Raw genomic sequence first — 18,172 nt, forward strand, 5'->3', positions numbered from 1 at the left:
AACGGGGCTGTGATGCAACGATGAACGATATGAGCATGCCACCTGTCGATGGCGAGGCGACCCGCCAGCGCGCTGGCCTGCCGCTCGACGTCGTCGTCTGGACGATCCGCGCCAGCGAATTCGCGATCGTCGTCGCGTCGGGATTGCTCGCCAGCAGCTGGTTCGTCGAGGCCTTCGGCAAGGGCGAGGTGGCGATGTACCACCGCGTCGTCGCGATCACCGCGATGACCTTCGCCGTGCTCGCCGAGGCGATCGGCTGCTACGACATCGACGCGCAATTCTCGCTGCGCCGCGCCTGGCAGCGGGTCGCGACGAGCTGGATCGCGACCGCCTTGTTCATGGTCACCTTGGGCTTCCTGCTGAAGGCGTCGGATTCGGTGTCGCGCGGCTGGGCGCTGGGCTGGTTCCTCAGCGGCGGCGCGATGCTGCTGCCGGCGCGCGGCGCGATGACCATCTGGGTTCGCCGCCTGAAGCGCAACGGCACCTTCGACAGCCGCGTCGCGATCTTCGGCGCCGGCCCACAGGGCGCGCGGCTCGCGCATTACATCCAGACGCACGACAAGCTGACGATAACCCTGACCGGCTTCTACGACGATCGCCAGGACGGGCGCGTGCCGCGGCGGGTCGGCGGCCTGCCGGTGCTCGGCAACCTGTCGAAGCTGGTGGACCGCATCCGCGAGGGCGGGATCGACCAAGTCATCGTTGCGCTGCCCTGGTCGGCCGACGTGCGGTTGCAGCAGATCGTCTCCGAACTCGCGCTGACGCCGGTGCGCATCCGGCTCGCGCCCGACCTCGCGAGCTTCGTGTTCGCCTCTCGCCCCGTCGTGCTGCTCGGCGAGATGCCGGTGATGACCCTGTTCGAGCGGCCGATCTCGGGCGTCGACGCCTGGGCGAAGGCGATCGAGGACCGGGTGATCGGCGGCATCGCGCTGGTCCTCGTGGCGCCGCTGCTCGCGCTGATCGCGATCGCTATCAAGCTCGATTCGCCGGGCCCAGTGTTGTTCCGCCAGCCGCGCGAAGGGTTCAACAACCGGCCCTTCTTCGTCTATAAATTCCGCTCGATGTTCCACAATCGGTCTGAGGTGGACAACATCCGCCAGGCGACGCGCGGCGACCCCCGCGTGACGCGCGTCGGCGCGGTCCTGCGCAAGCTGAGCCTCGACGAGCTGCCGCAGCTGTTCAACGTCATGCAGGGCAACATGAGCCTGGTCGGCCCGCGCCCGCATGCCGCGTCGACCCGCGCCGGAGGCAAGCTGTTCTCCGACGTCGTGCTGAGCTACGCCGCGCGGCACAAGGTAAAGCCCGGCATCACCGGCTGGGCGCAGGTCTGCGGCTGGCGCGGCGAGACCGATACCGAGGACAAGCTCATCAAGCGCTTCGAGCACGACCTCTACTATATCGAGAACTGGTCGATCTGGTTCGACCTGTACATCATGTTGCGTACGGGAGTTGCGCTGGTGACGCCGAAGAACGCCTTTTGATGAGCCTGCTGGGCCGGCGCATCGCGCCGGAGGATCTGCGCCACGACGGCAATATCTTCACCGCGCTGCGCTGGCTGCTCGCGAGCTCGGTGATGATCTCGCACGGCTGGGATCTGACGCAGCCGATGATCAACCTCGATCCGACGGTCCCGGTGCTGACGCTGCCGATTTCCACCCTCGCGGTCTTCCTGTTTTTCTCGCTGTCGGGCTTTCTGGTGACCGGCAGCCTGGCGAAGCGGGGGGTGCGCGATTACGCGGTCGCGCGCCTGTTGCGGCTGGTGCCCGGCCTGTGGGTCATGCTGATCGTCGTCGCGCTCGGCCTGTGGGTCATCTTCGGCGACCGGCCGTTCGGGGCGTACATCACGCATCCCGAAACGCTCAAATTCCTGGGCGTGAACGCATCGCTGCTCGGCAACGCCTATTTCCTGCCGGGCATCTTCCGCGAGCTGCCGGTGCCCGGCGTCAACGGCTCGCTGTGGACGATCCCGCAGGAAGTCCGCTGCTACATCGTGCTGGCGATCGTCGGCTGGCTCGGGATGCTGGCGTCGCGGCGCGTACTGGCGATCGCCTTCGGGCTCTACGCGCTCGCGCATCTTGCGTTGCCGCTCGACATGATCCCGGCGCTCGAGCGGCCGCGCCAGCTCGGCTTCGCGTTCTTCCTCGGCGTGCTGGCCTATCAGTGGCGGGGCTCGCTTCGCCTGTCGTGGCCCCTGGCGCTTGCCGGCGTGGGGGTCGCGCTGGCGGTGGCGCATCTGCTGCCTGTTCGCACCGTCGGGCTCGCGGCACTGCAGCTGGGTTTCGGCTATCTGGCGCTCGTCGCGGCATTCGCCGTGCCGGTCGGACTGAAGCGCGCGAGCGCCGCGATCCCCGACTATAGTTACGGCATCTACATCTATGCCTTCCCCGTTCAGCAGACCGTCATGGCGCTGGGCTGGGGCACGACACCGGTTACCAACTTGTTGATTTCCTTCGCCTTGGTGCTGCCATTCGCGGCCGCGTCATGGCATCTCGTCGAGAGCCCCGCGCTGCGTTTGAAGGATCGCTTTCAGCGCCGCAGGGCGTGAGTGTCGGCAGGGTTTACACTAACCTATGTTTACCTTTTGGTAGGGCACCAGATTTCAGTGACTTGCACGCCTATATCGAACTGGCACGATGTTTGCTTATTGAGGATCAAGAGGTTTTCCCGCGGGGGGTGAACCGAAAAACGACCGGCGGGTGACCGCCAACTTTTTCGAGATGGAGATCAACATGATCAAGAAGACGCTCACCGCCGCAGCGCTCGCCGCCGGCACGATGTTCGTTGCCGCCACGCCGGCCCAGGCGGTCATCACGACCTTCGCCCAGTACCAGGCGCTGCCCGGCCAGACCGCGAACATCTACTGGAAGAACAATGCCGCGGACAATTCGACCGGCACCGGCGGCTCGATCTACACGACCGCCACGAACAGCTCGACCGTCGCCGGTTCGCGCCTCGTCAGCTTCTCGTTCCTGCAGCCGAGCCTCGCGGCGTTCGTCACGAACGTCAACGCGTCGTTCACTCTCAACGCCTCGGTCGCCGCGACGCCGGCGCTCCTCGCTGGCGGCTTCCTGATCCAGCCGGGCATTGCGGGCAGCTTCTCGTTCCTGACGACGGCGCCGATCACGGTCGGTAACACCTTCTATGCAACCGGCTCGAACCTGCTCAGCGCGACGTTCAGCCAGGGCGCGATCGTCGGTCAGCGCAACGGCACGTCGGGTTCGTTCTCGGCGACGTCGGAAGATCCCGCCGACACGATCGTCTACACCTCGGACTTCCTGACCTTCGACCCCACGTCGTCGCTCGACTTCTCGCTGTCGCTGACCTCGATCACGGGTGTCCTGCAGGCGGTTCCGACCAACACCACGCCGACCCGCGCGCTGCGCTCGTTCCGCGCGCTCAGCACCGGTTCGTTCTCGTCGGATCCGGCGCCGATCGTCACCGCGATCCCCGAGCCGGCCGTTTGGGGCCTGATGATCGTCGGCTTCGGCATGGTCGGCCTGCAGACGCGCCGCCGCGCTCGCAACGCGACCGTCGCCGCCTAATCGATCCGGGCGGGCCTTCGGGCCCGCCCGTTTCATGCTTTTCGTCACATCTCGACAACGCGCCTTAGGGCGCGTTTTTTTATGCCCGACGCAGGCTGGCACGATTGCCTTTGCACCGCCGTTGGACGACGCTTCCCCGTAACAAGGGGGAAATATATGAAACCGCATTTCGCGCTGGCGCTCGTCAGCAGCGTCGCACTCGCCACCGCTGCGATCGCTGCACCGCCGGCGACCCAGGCCGCCCGCGAAGCCGCACTCGACGCTTCGGTCAGCGCCGCCGATCAGCAGGCCTGGCTCAAGTCGATGTCGTCGGCGCCCAATCATGTCGGCAGCCCGCACAACAAGGCCAATGCCGAATTCATCCTCGCGCAGTTCAAGGCGTGGGGCTGGGACGCGGCGATCGAGCAGTTCGACGTGCTGTACCCGACCCCCATCGCCACCGCCGTCGAGCTGGTCACGCCGCGCCGCGCGACGCTGGGCGGACAGGAGCCACCGATCGAAGGCGATGCGACGTCGAGCGCCGCGGGCATGCTGCCGCCCTATGTCGCATTCCAGGGCGACGGCGACGTCACGGCGGACGTCGTCTACGTCAATTACGGCCTGCCGGCCGACTATCTCGCGCTGGCGCGGCGCGGGGTCGACGTGAAGGGCAAGATCGCACTAGCGCGGTACGGCGGCGGCTGGCGCGGCTTGAAGCCCAAGCTGGCGCAGGAACATGGTGCGGTCGGGTGCATCATCTACTCGGACCCGGCCGACGACGGCTACAAGCAGGGCGACACCTATCCGCGCGGCGGCGCGCGGCCGGCGAACGCCGTACAGCGCGGCTCGGTCGCCGACATGCCGACCTATCCCGGTGATCCGCTGACGCCGGGCTATGGCGCGGTCCCCGGAGCGAAGCGCCTGGCGCGCGCCGATGCACCGACGATCCTCAAGATCCCCGTGCTGCCGATGTCCTATGCCGATGCGACGCAGATCCTGAGCAGCCTCGGCGGGCCCAAGGCGCCCGCGACCTGGATCGGCGCACTGCCGCTGACCTATCATCTGGGCGGCGACGGCAAGACGAGCGTGCGGCTGATGGTGAAGTCGGACTGGTCGTTGAAGCCTGCGTACAACGTCATCGCCCGCCTGAAGGGCGCCAAATATCCCGACCAGTGGGTGGTCCGCGGCAACCACCACGATGCCTGGGTCTTCGGCGCGATGGACCCGCTGTCGGGCAATGTCGCGATGCTGTCCGAAGCCAAGGCGCTGGGTGCGCTGGCGAAAACCGGATGGCGGCCGGCGCGGACGATCGTCTACGCCAGCTGGGACGCCGAGGAGCCGATGCTGCTCGGCTCAACCGAATGGGTCGAGCATCACACCGCCGAGCTCAGGGCGAAGGCGGTCATCTACATCAACACCGATGGCAACGGCCGCGGCTTTTTAAGCGCGGAAGGCAGCCACAGCTGGCAGCATCTGGTCAGCGAGGTGGGACGCGACGTGCGCGATCCGCAGACCGGCGTGCCCGTCTTGAAGCGCCTGCAGTCGGGCCTCCTCGCCGAAGCCTATGACGGCATCGGGCGCACCGAGCCCGCGCAGCTGGCGGCGGCGGAGAAGGGCGGCGACCTGCTGATGGGTCCGCTCGGCTCAGGCTCCGACTATTCGCCGTTCCTGCAGCATCTCGGCATCGCGTCGCTCAACATCGCCTATGGCGGCGAGGACGAGAGCGGCGGCGTCTACCACTCGATCTACGACAGCTACGACCATTTCACGAAGTTCGACGATCCCCGCCTCGCTTACGGCGCGGCGCTGTCCAAGACCGTCGGGCGGCTGGTCCTGCGCATCGCCGACGCCGACACGCCGCCGGTTCGCTTCGGCGACTTCGCCGACACCGTCGCACGCTACCTGAGCGAAGTCCGCCAGCTCGGCGACGACCGCCGCGCCAAGGACGCCAAGCGCCGCACGCTGGCCGACGACGGAGCGTTCAAGCTGGCGACGGACCCGCTTGCCCCGGTCGCGCCGCCCGCCGAGGAACCGGCAACCCCCTATGTCGAGCTCGCGGTCCTCGAGAACGCCGTCGCGCGCCTCGGCGCCAGTGCGAAGGCCTATGACGCGGCCTATGCGGCGCATGGCAGGACGCTGGCGCCGGCGACGCGGGTGCAGCTCAATACGGCACTGCGCGACATCGACCAGCTGCTTCTCGACAACCGCGGCCTGCCCGGCCGGCCGTGGTACAAGAACCTCGTCTATGCCCCGGGCCGCTTCACCGGCTATGGCGCGAAGACGCTGCCCGGGGTGCGCGAGGCGATCGAGGAACGCCGTTTCGCCGACGCCGATCTCTACGCGGAACGGACGGCGAAGGCGCTGGACGCCTATGCGGCCCGCCTCGACGCCGCAACCGCTATAATCGGCAGATAGTCGCTATAAGTCGTTGGTTTTAAACAGATTATGGTAGTCTAGGGACGCGGGAGGCACTTCTTGAAAGTGCCTCCCCGGTGTCAAATTCGCTTACTTGTTCATATTCGTCGGCTCACGCCGTCGGCAGGAAGTCGGGCACCGACAGATAGCGCTCGCCGGTGTCGTAGTTGAAGCCCAGCACACGCGCGCCCTCGGGCAGTTCGGGCAGCTTCTGCTTGATTGCTTGCAACGTCGCGCCGCTCGAAATGCCGACCAGCATGCCCTCCTCGGCGGCGGCACGCAGCGCCATCGCCTTGGCGTCGTCGGGCGACACCTGAATGACGCCGTCGAGCAGCTGGGTGTGGAGGTTGGCCGGCACGAAGCCCGCGCCGATCCCCTGGATGGCATGCGGTCCCGGCTGGCCGCCCGAGATGACGGGCGACAGCGTCGGCTCGACCGCGAACACCTTCATGTCGGGCCAATGGGGCTTCAGCGCCTGCGCGACGCCGGTGATGTGCCCGCCGGTCCCGACGCCGGTGATCAGCGCGTGCGGCGGCGCATCGGCGAAGTCGGCGAGGATCTCCATCGCGGTCGTACGGACGTGCACGTCGATGTTGGCCGGGTTCTCGAACTGCTGCGGCGTCCAGGCGCCCGGCGTCGCGGCGACGATCTCGGCCGCGCGCTCGATGGCGCCCTTCATGCCCTTCTCGCGCGGCGTCAGGTCGAAGCTCGCGCCGTACGCCAGCATCAGGCGGCGGCGCTCGAGCGACATTGACTCGGGCATCACGAGGACGAGCTTGTAGCCCTTGACCGCGGCGACCATCGCCAGCCCGATGCCGGTGTTCCCACTGGTCGGCTCGACGATCGTGCCGCCGGGTAGCAGCGTGCCGTTCGCCTCGGCCGCCTCGATCATCGCGAGGGCGATGCGGTCCTTGATCGATCCTGCGGGGTTCGCGCGCTCGGACTTGATCCACACCTCGTTGTCCGGAAACAGCCGCGCCATGCGGATGTGCGGCGTGTTGCCGATGGTCGCGAGGATATTGGCGGCTTTCATGGGCGTGCGCTCCTTGGATCGGGGGCCTTATACGCGATTCTCGGGCGCAACGAAGCGGTCGGCCTTGCGCAGTTCGGGAAACAGCAGCGCCCAGGTGATCGTCACGAGCACTGCCGCGATGCCGCCGTAGATCACCGCGTTCACCGGCCCGAACCACGCCGCGGTCAGTCCGCTCTCGAATTCGCCGAGCTCGTTGGAGGCCGAGATGAACAGCATCGACACCGCCGAGACGCGGCCGCGCATGCTGTCGGGGGTGTGCAGCTGGATCAGCGACGAGCGAACATAGACCGAGATCATGTCGGCGGCGCCCAGCACGGCGAGGCACCCCAGCGAAAGCATGAGATTGCGCGAAAAGCCGAAGACGATGGTTGCAAGTCCGAACAGCCCGACGCAGGCGAACATCGTGTTGCCGACGTGACGCTGCAGCGGCCGACGGGTCAGCCATAGCGCGGTCAGCGCCGCCCCCGCGGCCGGTGCGGCGCGCAGCGGGCCCAACCCCTCGACGCCGACGTGGAGGACATCGCGTGCGAACACCGGCAGCATCGCCGTCGCGCCGCCGAGCAGCACGGCGAACAGGTCGAGCGTGATCGCGCCGAGGACGATGCGGTTGCGGCGGACGTACGACAGCCCCTCGATCGTCGACTGCAGCGGCGATAGGTCGGACGGCACCGGGCGCGGTACCGGGGTGATGAGGAACAGGCCGGTCAGCGCGACCGCGAACAGCACGGCGGCGGTCAGGTACGGCGCGGCGGGTGCGGCGGCGAACAGGAAGGCGCCGAGCGGCGGACCGATCACCGCGCCCGCCTGCCAGCCGATCGAATTCCAGGCGATCGCGGTCGGCAGCATGTCGCGCGGCACGAGGTTGGGGGCGAGCGCCGACAGCGACGGCCCGGCAAAGGCGCGCCCGACGCCGAGCAGCACGGCGACGACAAACAGCGCGGGCAGGGTGACCGCATCGTTGAGCGCCAGCACCCCCAGCACACTCGCGCACACCAGTTCGAGCGCCACCGCGCCGCGCGCGAGGTAGCGGCGATCGACGCGGTCGGCGATGTAGCCAACGGGCAGGGTCAGCACGAACAGCGGCAGGAACTGCGCCAGCCCGATCATGCCAAGCAGGAAAGCGGCATCGCGCGTCGACATGGTCTCGCGGGCCAGCGCATAGACCTGCCAGCCGATGACGATGACGAGCATCAGCCCCGCGACGGTCGACGCGAACTTGGCCGCCCAGAAGGCGCGGTAATTGGGTATGGCGAAGGGCGACACGGCCCTGCTGCTAAGGGGCGAGACGCACGAGGGCAAGGACCGGACGCGGGCCAGCGTCCGGTCCAGCCCCCCGGGGGCGTCAGGCGGTGACGCGCGCGCGGGGCCGTCGTGCGCGAACCAGGCCGCCGGACAGGAAGAAGCCGCCGATCATCAGCGCCCAGGTCGCGGGCTCGGGCACCGCGGCGAAGGGCGTCGGGTTGATCTGGTAGCTGATCGAGACCGAGGTGATCTCATAGGGTGCTGCCAGTGCATCGATCACGGCGCTGCCGAACAGGCCGGTAAAGCTGAACGCCTCGCCGAAGGCACGCCCGCCGATCAGCCCGACGCAATTGCCGCAGCCAGCCGGTTGTGGATTGGGCAGATCGCCAACAAGCCCTGTGAGGTTCAGCACGCCGCTCGTCGCGACGGGCTCGATCGGCGGTATCATCGCATCGAAATTGATGCCGACGAACTGAGCATAGCCGGGGGTGGCAAACGACTTCGGCACGACGAAGCTCCCGTCGAGCGCGACGGTGAACTGGATGGTGTCCCCGGCTTCGACGGTGAACGGGGTGATGTCGCTGAGCGTCAGCCCGCCCGCCTGGAAGTCGATGTTGTTGAAGGTGAAGCTGCCCGAGGTCATGTTGGCGATCATGCCGGTCAGGTCGAGCGTGTAGGTCGCTGCAGTGGCCGGCGTAGCGACCAGCGCAAGCGCCGCGAAAGCATGGCGAAGCATCTTGTTACCCCCTGTTGCCGCGACCTGTGCATCGCGAAGGGCAGGGGTAGCGGGCCGGCGCGGGGTGCATAACTGGCGAAACCGGGAGGGTCGGCGAAAAGCTTGCCAAATCGTTACGTTCCAGCGAAGATCATGCCAGTCTAGGTCGGGGTGCGCGCCGATGCTGTCGCATGTGCTTATGCTCGGACAGGACGCGCTCGCCGCGCCGACACCAGTGGCTGCCAGCGAGGCCTTCTTCCGCAGCCTGCAGCCGTTCGGCGCGACCTATATCCAGACGCGCGCCTATCGCCGCCCGCGCGCGCGGCTGACGTCCGACAGCCACTGGTCGGCGGGCGGCTTCATCCTGCGCTACGCGCCCGACGGCTGGGTCGACAGCGTGGCGTTCGACTATGTCTGCTTCGAGAACAACCCGCTGCTCGACGCCATCCGGCTGGGGCAGACCTGCTACCGCTTCAGCGACTTCGCACCGCGCAACCGGCGGTTCGGCCGCTATTGGGAGGCGCTGGCCGAAGCACGGATCCACGATGCCCTGTGCGCGACATCCTACGGCGCGGCCGGGGCGATCGCCTCACTGCATCTGGGCTTCGGCGACGGCGGCCTGGGTCCCGACGAGGCGCGCGCGATCCAGATGGCGGGGCTGCTGCTGACCGAGCGCCTGATCGGCTTCGGCCTCCCCGATGCGCCCGAGGGTCCGCGCCTGACCCCGCGCGAGCGCGATGCGCTGGCGTTCGTCGCGGAGGGCAAGACCGACTGGGAGATCGCGACGATCCTTGGCCTGTCGGAATCGACCGCGCGCTTCCACGTCGACAATGCGCGGCGCAAGCTGGGCGCGGTCAACCGCAGCCACGCCGTCGCCCGACTGATCACCGAACGGCTGCTTTAGCCGCTTTCCGGCTTCCGCATTCGGTGCGGTTCGATTATTGCGCGTGGCTGTTCGTTTATTGCGAGACCACGCGATGCTTTTCGATGCCGCCGACTATGACGCCCATGAGGCGGTTCACTTCGCGAGCGATGCCGCGAGCGGACTGCAGGCGATCATCGCGGTCCATTCGACGCACCTCGGGCCGGCGGCGGGCGGGTGCCGCTGGTGGACCTATGCCGACGATGCGGCGGCGCTGACCGACGCGCTGCGCCTGTCGCGCGGCATGAGCTACAAAAATGCGATGGCCGGCCTGCCGATGGGCGGCGGCAAGGCAGTAATCCTGAAGGGCGCTCCCAAGACCGAAGAAATGCTGGAGGCGTTCGGCAGCGCGATCGATGGGCTCGGCGGGCGCTATGTCACCGCCGAGGATGTCGGCATGTCCGACGCCGACATGACGGTCATCGCGCGGCGCACGCGCCACGTGTCGGGCCTGCCGGTGGCGGGGGGTGCCGCGGGCGGCAACCCGGGGCCGTCTACTGCCGAGGGTGTGTTCGTCGGCATGCGCGCGGCGGTGCGCCACAAGCTGGGCCGCGATCTCGCCGGCACCCATGTCGCGGTGCAGGGGCTGGGCAGCGTCGGGCACGCGCTAGTCCGCAAGCTGGCGGCGGCGGGCGCGAAGCTGTCGGTCGCCGACATCGACGAGGCGCGTGCGGCGCGCGTCGCGGACGAGGTCGGCGCGACGCTCGTCGACAATGCGGCGATCATGACGGTGGCGGCGGACGTGTTCAGCCCCAATGCGCTGGGTGCGATTCTGACCGAGTTCAGCATCGCGCGGCTGGATGTCGCCGTTGTCGCAGGCGCGGCGAACAACCAGCTCGCGACGCCTGCCGACGGCGCGCGGGTCGCGGCGCGCGGCATCCTCTATGCGCCCGACTATGTCATCAATGCTGGCGGAATCATCAATGTCGCGACCGAATACCTGGGTTCGGGCGACGCCGCCGGCGTTGCGGCGCAGATTGCGCGCATCGAGGGGCGCCTGGCGGACATCTTCGCCGAGGCCGACGCCAGTGGGCGGGCAACGGACGCGGTCGCCGATGCCATGGCGCGCAAGCTGATCGGGCGCGGCTGACGCGTTGCGGAGCTCCGCATTTTCGGCCATGGTTATCACGCAATGAAGGCAGCCCCGCACCCCGACGAAGCGGCGCGGCTTGTCGCGCTTCGGCGCTACGACATCCTCGATACGCCGCGCGAGAGCGACTTCGACGACGTGGTTGCGCTGGCGGCGCGCGTCTGCGGCGCGCCGATCTCGGTGATCAACCTGATCGACGCCGACCGGCAGTGGTTCAAGGCGGAGGTCGGGCTCGGCGTGCGCGAGACGCCGCTCGACACGTCGATCTGCGCGCATGTCATCCTGGAGGGCGATTTCGTCGAGATCCCCGACACGCTGGCCGACCAGCGGATGCGCGACAATCCGCTGTGCCTCGCCGATCCGGGCCTGCGCTTCTATGCCGGCGCGGTGTTGCGGACAGGCGACGGCCAGCCGATCGGCACGCTCTGCGTGCTCGACAACGTGCCGCGCCAGCTCGACGATCTGCAGCGCCAGGCACTGCGCGTGCTCGCTGCGCAGGTCATGGCGCGGCTCGACCTGCACGCCGCGCTGATGCGCGAGACGATGCTGCGCAAGGAGATCGACCACCGCGTCAAGAATTCGCTGCAGATGGTCGCGGCGTTCGCGCAGCTGCAGCGCCGCCAGCTTGCGGGCGACGCCGATGCTGCGCTGCGTGCAGTCGAGCAGCAGGTCGGTACGGTGGCGCTGCTGCACGATCTGCTCAGCCATGCCGACGGCGACCAGCGCATCGACCTCGCCGAGTATTTCGAGCGGCTGACCGACGCGCTGGCGCGTATGCTGCCGGCGGCGATCCGGATCACCAGCCGCTTCGATCCGCTCGACCTCGGTCCGACGATGGTTGCGGCGCTGGGATCGGTGGTCAATGAGCTCGTCACCAACGCGCTCAAGCATTCCTACGGCATCGGCGGGGCAGGCACGATCGTCCTGACCGGCCAGCGCGAGGGTGGGATGTACCGCCTGATGTGCGAGGACCACGGCAAGGGGCCCGACGAGGCCACGCTGCCCGGCAACGGGCTCGGCCTGCGCATCATGACCGCCGCGGTGCGCCAGGTCGCGGGCGTGCTGGAAAGCGGACCGACGAGCGGCGGCTACCGCAGCGTCGTGACCTTTCCGATCCACTAGGCGGCGCTAATAGTCCTTCTTCAGCCGCAGGTTGACGCTGGTCCCGCCCTGCGTCGCGACCTGCGACAGGATCGACAGCGACCGCGTCAGCGCGACTTCGATATTGGTCGCGGTATAGCCCTGCGCGTCGGACGCCAGCTCGAGATAGACGCGCCGCCCGATATACTGGCCCGCCGCCACCGAGGTGCGCCGCCCCGACACCGTGTCGGCGGGCAGGATGCGCAGCCGGTCGATGCCCAGACCTTTTCGCACCAGGTTGATCGGGTTGAGCCCTTCGCCGCGCCCGCCGCGCAGCGAGGCGAGGGCGCCCGCCAGCTGCAGCGCCTCGGGCGCCGACAGGTTGGCGATCGTCGAGCCGAACAGCACGCGGCTCAGCACCTCGTCCTGCGGCAGGGCAGGGACCGACCCGAACGCGATCTCCGGCCGCAGCCCGGTACCGGTGATGGTCAGTGTCGCGGTGAATTGGGCCGAGGTGTTCTCCGCGGCGATGTCGATGATCGGATCGGGCGGGTAGGTGCCCTGGAAGCGCAGGTCGCCGCGGGTCAGCTGGAAGCGCTTGCCGGCGAAGTCGTAGTCGCCGCGGATCAAGCGAACGCGGCCAGCCAGGGCTGGGGCGGTCGCGGTGCCCGAAAGAGCCAGGTCGCCGCGCCAGTCCGACTGCAACCCCATGCCCTCGACCTGGATGCGCGGGCCCTTGACGTTGATGTCGAGGCCCCAGCTGGTCGGACGCTCGGCGGGGACGACGCGGCGGCGCACGGCCTCGGCGTTGATCTCGCGCACCGTCAGTACCGGCACTTCGGCGCTGGCGGGGCGGCCGATGCGGAAGCGCGCGGCGTCGGCAGTCAGATTGCCCGCGATGCGCGCGCCGGCGCGGCTGCTGACGACGCGCAGGTCGCCGGTGACGGTGGCGGTCAGATCGTCCCGCTTCAGCGCCTGCGCATTCTTGAGCGCGAGGCGGATGTCGATCGGGAAGCCCTCGATCGCCGACAGGCCGATGCTGCCGCTGCCGGTCACGCTGCCCTTGCCGATGGTGCCGCTGAACGCCGTCAGGTCGAGGCGCGAGGCGGTGAAGCGGCTGTCGAGGCTGACCTTCTCGACGACAGTGCCCAGAGTGACGTTCTCGACCCGCGCGCCGTCGCTGGTGATCGTGCCGGTCAGCGTCGGCTGCCCCAGCCGCCCGCCGATGTCGGCGGCGATGCGCACGGGGCCGCGCACGTCGAGCGCCTCGATCCCGCTGAGCGGCCATAGCGCCTGCGCGGGGCCGTTGTAGCGCGCCTGCGCGAACAGCGACGCGGCGAGCAGGCGTTCGAGCGGGGCGTCGGCGTCACCGCCGGGAATGTTCCGCAGCTGCGCCTGCAGCCGCCCCTCGACGGCGCCGCCGCGCACGATGACCGCGCGCGCGCTGCCGCCCGCCGGGGTCACCGCGGCGTTGAGCGCCAGATCGATCGGCAGGGACGCCGCACCCAGCCCGGCGCGGCTGAGCCCGGTGACGCGCAACGAGGCATTGCCGGTCGGCAACCCGCCGCGCGGCAGTGACATGTCGATCGTTCCCGACACGCGCCCGCCGAAATCCAGCCGAGGGTCGGCGGCGGCGAACAGCGCGAGGCCCAGATTGTCGAGGCGGGCGCGCACCGCCTTGCGCTCCCCCCAGCGGCCCGACAGCTCGGCGCGACCGTCGGGCGTCGTCACCAGCGTCGGGGCGAGCACCCAGTCGGTGCCGTCGCGCGTCAGGATCGCCGGCGCCGCGAGCCCGATCTGGCGGCGGTCGAACACGCCGCTGCCCGCCAGCTCGATCCGGTCTCCGGCGAAGGTCGCACGGCCCTTCAACGTGAAGGGCGCCTCGCCGATGCCCGCCAGCTCGACCTGCGCCGAACCGCGCCCGGCGCGATAGTCGATGGTACCGTTGGCATTGGTCAGCACGATGTCGGCGCGCCGCACCTGGGCGGCCGTGAACCGCCCCGTCACCACCGGCCCGGCGTCGTCGAGCAGTACCGTGGCGCGCAGATTGCCGCTGCCGACTGCGACGAGGGGCGCGAGCGGCAGCTTCGCATTGGCCGCGGTCAGTGCCACGTCGGCGCGCTGTACCGCGCCCGCAGCGGCGAGCAGCGCACTGCCATCGATGCCTGCGCCCGATAGGTCGAGTCGGCCGGCGAACGGCCCGGTCGTGGTCTGGATCAGCGTTCCGCGCCCGGTGATCCCGGCGAGCGTCACTGCCCCGACATCGATCGCCGTCGCCGTGCCCGGCCGGATAAGCCCGCGCGCGTCGATGCGGCCATAGTCGGTCGCGCCGTTTGCCGTGAAGCGCCAGTTGCCGGTCACCGGCTCGACCTTGGCCACGACGGTGCGCAGCCCGATGCCGAACCCCGGGCGGGCGAGGGTGAGGTCGACGACGGGGGCTTCGATCTGCCCGAGGAGGCGGATGCCCAACGGGCCGTAGCGGCGCGACACGCCCGCTCCGGCAAGGGCGACGACGCCGTTCGCAGCGCGCGTGCCGCTCGCGGTCACCGTGACCCCGGGCGAGGACAGGCGCGCGTTGGTGAAGGCAACCGACGTATCGGGTGCGACCGCGATCTGCGCGACGACTGAGGGCAGCCCCTCCAGCAGCGACGCAAAGAAGGGATTGTCGAGCCGCGTGACCCGCGCCGTCGCGGTGCCCAGGACGCGCACCCCCGCCGGGTCGGGCGTCGCCACAACATCGCCGGCGATGTTCGCGAGGCCGAGGCCGGGAATCAGATAGCGCGGCAGGTCGCCCTTGATCGCAACGCGGAAGGCCCCCGTCGGCAGATCGATCCGCCCCGCCGCTCGCGCCGTCAGCCGGTCGGTGCGGACGTTCACAGCATCGAAGACGAGCGCCTGCCCGCGCAGCGTCAGCGGCCCCGTGACGCGCAGCCCGGTCAGCAGCGGCTCGCCGGTCGGGCCGACGCCGGTTACGCGCGACGCGCTGGCGGTGACGGGAATGACCAGCGGCCGCGCGCCGCCCGCGACGATGCCGACGGCACGGACGTTGGTGAAGCCCGTGCGCCCCCAGGCGAACTGCGGGGCGGTCGCGACGTAGTCGATCAGCGGCGCGCGGAACGTGCCCGCCAGCCGCGCGCGCAGGCGCAGGTCGCGCGCCGTGACACGCGGGTGGATCGCCGCCGGGCGCAGCACACGCGCATCGATCGTCACGCCCGCCAGGCTCTCGGTGGCGAAGTCGACCGTGCCCCCGGCATCGACGGTCAGCGCAGCCGAACTTGCATGCACAATCGTCCGGGCCTGGCGGTCGGCGACGCTGGCGCTCGCGTCGATGCGCAGTGCGGGTGCCGCCAGCCGCGCGGCCATGCCGGTGAGCAGCTTCGCAGGTGTAACCGCCCCGACTGCGGTGAAGCGCCCGCCCGCCGCACCCAGCGTCAGCGCGGCGAGCCGCTGCCCGCCCAGTGCCGCAGTCGCGTTGCCCTTCCACGCGCTCCACTTGCCGGCGCCCGCAACGTCAATTTCAAGCGGCTGCGCAAGGCCCAGCAGGCCGGTAACGATGCCGCGCGCCGCCGCATCCAGGCGCAGCCCGAGGTCGAAGCGGTCGCGGTCGGGCTCGGCGTCGAGGCGCACGCGCAGTGTGTCGCCTGCGTCGGAACTGGCGGCGTCGAGGTTGAGGCGCGCGCGGCCGTCACGGATATCGGCGTCGCCGCGCAGGCTGGCGAGCACCGGGCGCCCGATCACCGGCGCCTCGAGCACGATGCGGTCGAGGCGCAGCCGGTCGATGCGGATGTCGATGTCGGGCAGGACGCGCTTGTCGGCGCTGGGACGCAACGCGGGGCGGCGCAGGACGCGCAGCTCGGGCACGGTCAGCGCGTGGACGGTCAGCAGGTTGCGCGCCAGATCGAACGGCCGCCAGTCGAGCTCCACCCGCGCCGCGCGCGCGAACACGCCGCGCTGGTCGCCGAGTTCGAGGTCGTGGATCGTCGCGCTGCCGAAGATCGACCCGTCGATGCGCCCGGCGCGCACGGTCAGCCCCGACTGCGGGGCATACAATGGTAGCTGGCGCACCACGAAGGCACGGCCGCGGTCGGTGTCGAGGAAGGCGATCATCCCGATGCCCGCGAGCGCCAGCAGCACCACGAAGGCGACGAGGAACCAGAAGGCGCGCGCCGCCCGCATCAGAACGCCTGGCCGATCGATACGTAGAAGGCGAGCTTGGGATCGTTCGACCCGCCGTTGAGCGGGGTCGCGAGGTCGATGCGCACCGGGCCGAAGCTCGTGTAATACCGTAGGCCGAGCCCCGCGCCGACCTTGAGCGCGTCGAACTTCGGCACCGTGCCGGTCGACACCTGGCCCGCATCGACGAAGGGCACGATGCCGAGGTCGTTGCCGAAGGCGCGAAAGCGCACGCGCGCCTCGAGCGCGAATTCGGTCAGCGAGTTTCCCCCGAGCGGCCGCCCGTCGGCGTCCATCGGCCCGACCTGCTGGTATGAAAAGCCCCGCACCGACCCGCCGCCGCCGGCATAGAAGCGCCGCGTCGGCGCAATGCGGCCGCGGCTCGCACCGGCGATCGTCCCGGCGTGCGCGCGCGCCGCGATCACCACGCGCTCGCCAAAAGGCTGGTAAGCGGTGCCGTCGAGCTGCAGCTTGACGTAGGTGAAGGCAGTGTCCTGGTACGACACTTCGGGGCTGACGCGTCCGGTCAGGCGGAAACCGCGCGTCGGGTCGAGCAGATTGTCCGACCCGTCATAGGTCAGGTTGAGTGGTGCGGCGACGATCAGGAAGGTGTTGAAGGCATTGCCGATCCGGCTGCGGTCGCGCTCCGACGAGGCGACGATCTCGGCACCGAAGGAATAGGCCCACTTCTTCTGCCAGATGATGTTTGTCTCGCGCTCGATCGCCGCACCCAGAGTCAACGTGCGCGCGAAGAACGCGTCCTGCTCGGCGTTGCTGAGTTCGGAGCGCAACAGCAGCGACTGGTCGCGCTTGCGCCAATTGCGGCGGCGCAGCTCGACGCCCAGCAGCTGCTCGCGCTCGGCGGCGACCCCGCGCACCGTCACCGCGCCTTCGGGCGGCAGCAGGTTACGGTGCTGCCAGCTGCCCTCGAGGCGCAGGCCCTGGCCGGTCGAATAGCCGAACTGCGCGGCGATCGTGCGCTGCGGCGCGGGCTCGGTGGTGATCACCAGGTCGACGACCTGCGTGCCGTCGGCGCGAACCATCGCCGGCTCGGGCTTGATCGATGCCGACCCGACGAGCCCCGTCTGGATCAGCGCGCGACGCAGATCCTCCAGGTCGGCGGCGTTGTAGGCCTCGCCCGGATCGAGGCGTGCCAGCATCGCCAGATGCTCGTCGTCGAATGGCGCACGCCGCGTCGCCTCGGCAAAGCGCACGCGCCCGAACACCGCGCGGCGGCCCGGGTCGATCGCCTGGGTCAGCGTCGCGGTCCGCGTCTCATGGTCTACCGCGACGTCCTGCGCGCCGACGGTGGGGAAGGGATAGCCGGCGTCTGCCAAGCGCAGCTTCAGCCCGTCCTCCGCCGCCCCGACCACCGCGGCATCCACGGGATCGCCGACCGCGATGCCCAGCGTGCGCGTTACCATCGTTGCATCGGCGCCCGCCGGCACGGTCAGGTCGACTGCCGCGAACGTGTAGACCGGACCCGGCTCGACGGTCAGCACCACCTGCGTCGCGGCGCCCGCCTGCGCCGGCGGGGTGATCGTCGCCTCGACGGTGCCGCCGTAGCGCCCGCGGCTGCGCAGCAGCTGATCGATCAGGTCGCGGTCCTCGAAGACGCGGCGGTTGATCTGCGCGAGGTTCGCGGGCGCCCCGCGCCCCTGCCACAGCACCGACAACTCCTTGAAGCGCGACAGATCCTCGAGGCCTTCGACGGTCACCTCGTAGCGCACCTCGCCGGCCTCGGTGGTCGCCGCCTCGCCCGGCGTCACGGCGACCGCCTCGGGCCACGCCACGCCGCCGTCGGGCAGAGGTGCGAGCGCGTCGAGCAGTTCGTCGCGTGCCGGCGCAGCTTCCGCGGGGGGCTGAGCGACAGGCGGCGCAGGCTGGGCATGCGCGACGGCCGCGCAGCCAGTCGCCAGCACCCACGCAAAAGACGGTTTCACCATTACCCGCCGCTCTAGCCGACCCCCGGCGGGGCGAC

At 69.6% G+C, this 18,172-nt stretch carries 12 protein-coding genes; 7 read left to right on the forward strand and 5 right to left on the reverse strand.

The annotated features are described in order from the left end of the window. Positions 1-35: 35 nt before the first annotated feature. The 4 genes from FMM06_RS07180 to FMM06_RS07195 all read left to right on the forward strand — a co-directional run bounded on the left by FMM06_RS07180 (position 36) and on the right by FMM06_RS07195 (position 5,936). Positions 36-1,481 (forward strand): undecaprenyl-phosphate glucose phosphotransferase, encoded by a 1,446-nt coding sequence (locus tag FMM06_RS07180; RefSeq protein WP_185965079.1) that lies wholly within the window; start codon positions 36-38, stop codon positions 1,479-1,481. Continuing rightward, on the forward strand, positions 1,481-2,545 hold the full coding sequence (locus tag FMM06_RS07185) for an acyltransferase family protein (protein ID WP_144236597.1): 1,065 nt from the start codon (positions 1,481-1,483) through the stop codon (positions 2,543-2,545). Before FMM06_RS07180 ends, FMM06_RS07185 begins: the two co-directional genes overlap by 1 nt. Before the next feature lie 151 nt (positions 2,546-2,696). Next, the gene (locus FMM06_RS07190; protein ID WP_144236598.1) at positions 2,697-3,542 is read left to right on the forward strand and encodes a PEPxxWA-CTERM sorting domain-containing protein; all 846 of its coding nucleotides are present in this window, start codon (positions 2,697-2,699) and stop codon (positions 3,540-3,542) included. Positions 3,543-3,698: 156 nt separating this feature from the next. Then, complete coding sequence (locus FMM06_RS07195) at positions 3,699-5,936, forward strand: transferrin receptor-like dimerization domain-containing protein (RefSeq protein WP_144236599.1); 2,238 nt, start codon at positions 3,699-3,701, stop codon at positions 5,934-5,936. 112 nt (positions 5,937-6,048) lie between these two features. Here the strand turns inward: FMM06_RS07195 and cysK are convergent, their stop codons facing one another. The 3 genes from cysK to FMM06_RS07210 all read right to left on the reverse strand — a co-directional run bounded on the left by cysK (position 6,049) and on the right by FMM06_RS07210 (position 8,947). After that, positions 6,049-6,969 (reverse strand): cysteine synthase A, encoded by a 921-nt coding sequence (gene cysK / locus FMM06_RS07200; RefSeq protein ID WP_144236600.1) that lies wholly within the window; start codon positions 6,967-6,969, stop codon positions 6,049-6,051. Positions 6,970-6,996: 27 nt separating this feature from the next. Next, the gene (locus FMM06_RS07205; protein WP_185965080.1) at positions 6,997-8,232 is read right to left on the reverse strand and encodes an MFS transporter; all 1,236 of its coding nucleotides are present in this window, start codon (positions 8,230-8,232) and stop codon (positions 6,997-6,999) included. A 79-nt stretch (positions 8,233-8,311) separates the two neighbouring features. Next, positions 8,312-8,947: a PEPxxWA-CTERM sorting domain-containing protein gene (locus FMM06_RS07210; protein ID WP_144236602.1), complete on the reverse strand. Its 636-nt coding sequence runs from the start codon at positions 8,945-8,947 to the stop codon at positions 8,312-8,314. 178 nt (positions 8,948-9,125) lie between these two features. Between FMM06_RS07210 and FMM06_RS07215 the strand changes: the two genes are divergently transcribed. From FMM06_RS07215 to FMM06_RS07225, 3 genes are all read left to right on the forward strand, one after another. Beyond that, the gene (locus tag FMM06_RS07215; protein ID WP_144236603.1) at positions 9,126-9,830 is read left to right on the forward strand and encodes a helix-turn-helix transcriptional regulator; all 705 of its coding nucleotides are present in this window, start codon (positions 9,126-9,128) and stop codon (positions 9,828-9,830) included. 73 nt (positions 9,831-9,903) lie between these two features. Further along, a complete protein-coding gene (locus FMM06_RS07220; protein WP_144236604.1) occupies positions 9,904-10,938 on the forward strand; it encodes a Leu/Phe/Val dehydrogenase in 1,035 nt (344 codons plus the stop codon). A 42-nt stretch (positions 10,939-10,980) separates the two neighbouring features. Next, complete coding sequence (locus tag FMM06_RS07225; protein WP_144236605.1) at positions 10,981-12,060, forward strand: sensor histidine kinase; 1,080 nt, start codon at positions 10,981-10,983, stop codon at positions 12,058-12,060. A 6-nt stretch (positions 12,061-12,066) separates the two neighbouring features. On the opposite strand, the gene FMM06_RS07230 is transcribed toward FMM06_RS07225, so the two are convergent. Together FMM06_RS07230 and FMM06_RS07235 are read right to left on the reverse strand one after the other, a co-directional pair. Beyond that, the gene (locus FMM06_RS07230) at positions 12,067-16,194 is read right to left on the reverse strand and encodes a translocation/assembly module TamB domain-containing protein (RefSeq protein ID WP_144236606.1); all 4,128 of its coding nucleotides are present in this window, start codon (positions 16,192-16,194) and stop codon (positions 12,067-12,069) included. Next, entirely contained in the window at positions 16,194-18,137 is a 1,944-nt protein-coding gene (locus tag FMM06_RS07235) for an autotransporter assembly complex protein TamA (protein WP_144236607.1), read from the reverse strand. Before FMM06_RS07235 ends, FMM06_RS07230 begins: the two co-directional genes overlap by 1 nt. Positions 18,138-18,172 lie beyond the last annotated feature (35 nt).

The sequence above is a fragment of the Glacieibacterium frigidum genome (genome assembly GCF_007097155.1).
Lineage (GTDB): Bacteria > Pseudomonadota > Alphaproteobacteria > Sphingomonadales > Sphingomonadaceae > Glacieibacterium > Glacieibacterium frigidum.

Excerpts from the sequence above, each read along its gene's own strand:
- FMM06_RS07180 (WP_185965079.1), top strand. The coding sequence starts at position 36 with ATGCCACCTGTCGATGGCGAGGCGACCCGCCAGCGCGCTGGCCTGCCG.
- FMM06_RS07185 (WP_144236597.1), top strand. The coding sequence starts at position 1,481 with ATGAGCCTGCTGGGCCGGCGCATCGCGCCGGAGGATCTGCGCCACGAC.
- FMM06_RS07195 (WP_144236599.1), top strand. The coding sequence starts at position 3,699 with ATGAAACCGCATTTCGCGCTGGCGCTCGTCAGCAGCGTCGCACTCGCC.
- cysK (WP_144236600.1), bottom strand. The coding sequence starts at position 6,969 with ATGAAAGCCGCCAATATCCTCGCGACCATCGGCAACACGCCGCACATC.
- FMM06_RS07210 (WP_144236602.1), bottom strand. The coding sequence starts at position 8,947 with ATGCTTCGCCATGCTTTCGCGGCGCTTGCGCTGGTCGCTACGCCGGCC.
- FMM06_RS07215 (WP_144236603.1), top strand. The coding sequence starts at position 9,126 with ATGCTCGGACAGGACGCGCTCGCCGCGCCGACACCAGTGGCTGCCAGC.
- FMM06_RS07220 (WP_144236604.1), top strand. The coding sequence starts at position 9,904 with ATGCTTTTCGATGCCGCCGACTATGACGCCCATGAGGCGGTTCACTTC.
- FMM06_RS07225 (WP_144236605.1), top strand. The coding sequence starts at position 10,981 with ATGAAGGCAGCCCCGCACCCCGACGAAGCGGCGCGGCTTGTCGCGCTT.
- FMM06_RS07230 (WP_144236606.1), bottom strand. The coding sequence starts at position 16,194 with ATGCGGGCGGCGCGCGCCTTCTGGTTCCTCGTCGCCTTCGTGGTGCTG.
- FMM06_RS07235 (WP_144236607.1), bottom strand. The coding sequence starts at position 18,137 with ATGGTGAAACCGTCTTTTGCGTGGGTGCTGGCGACTGGCTGCGCGGCC.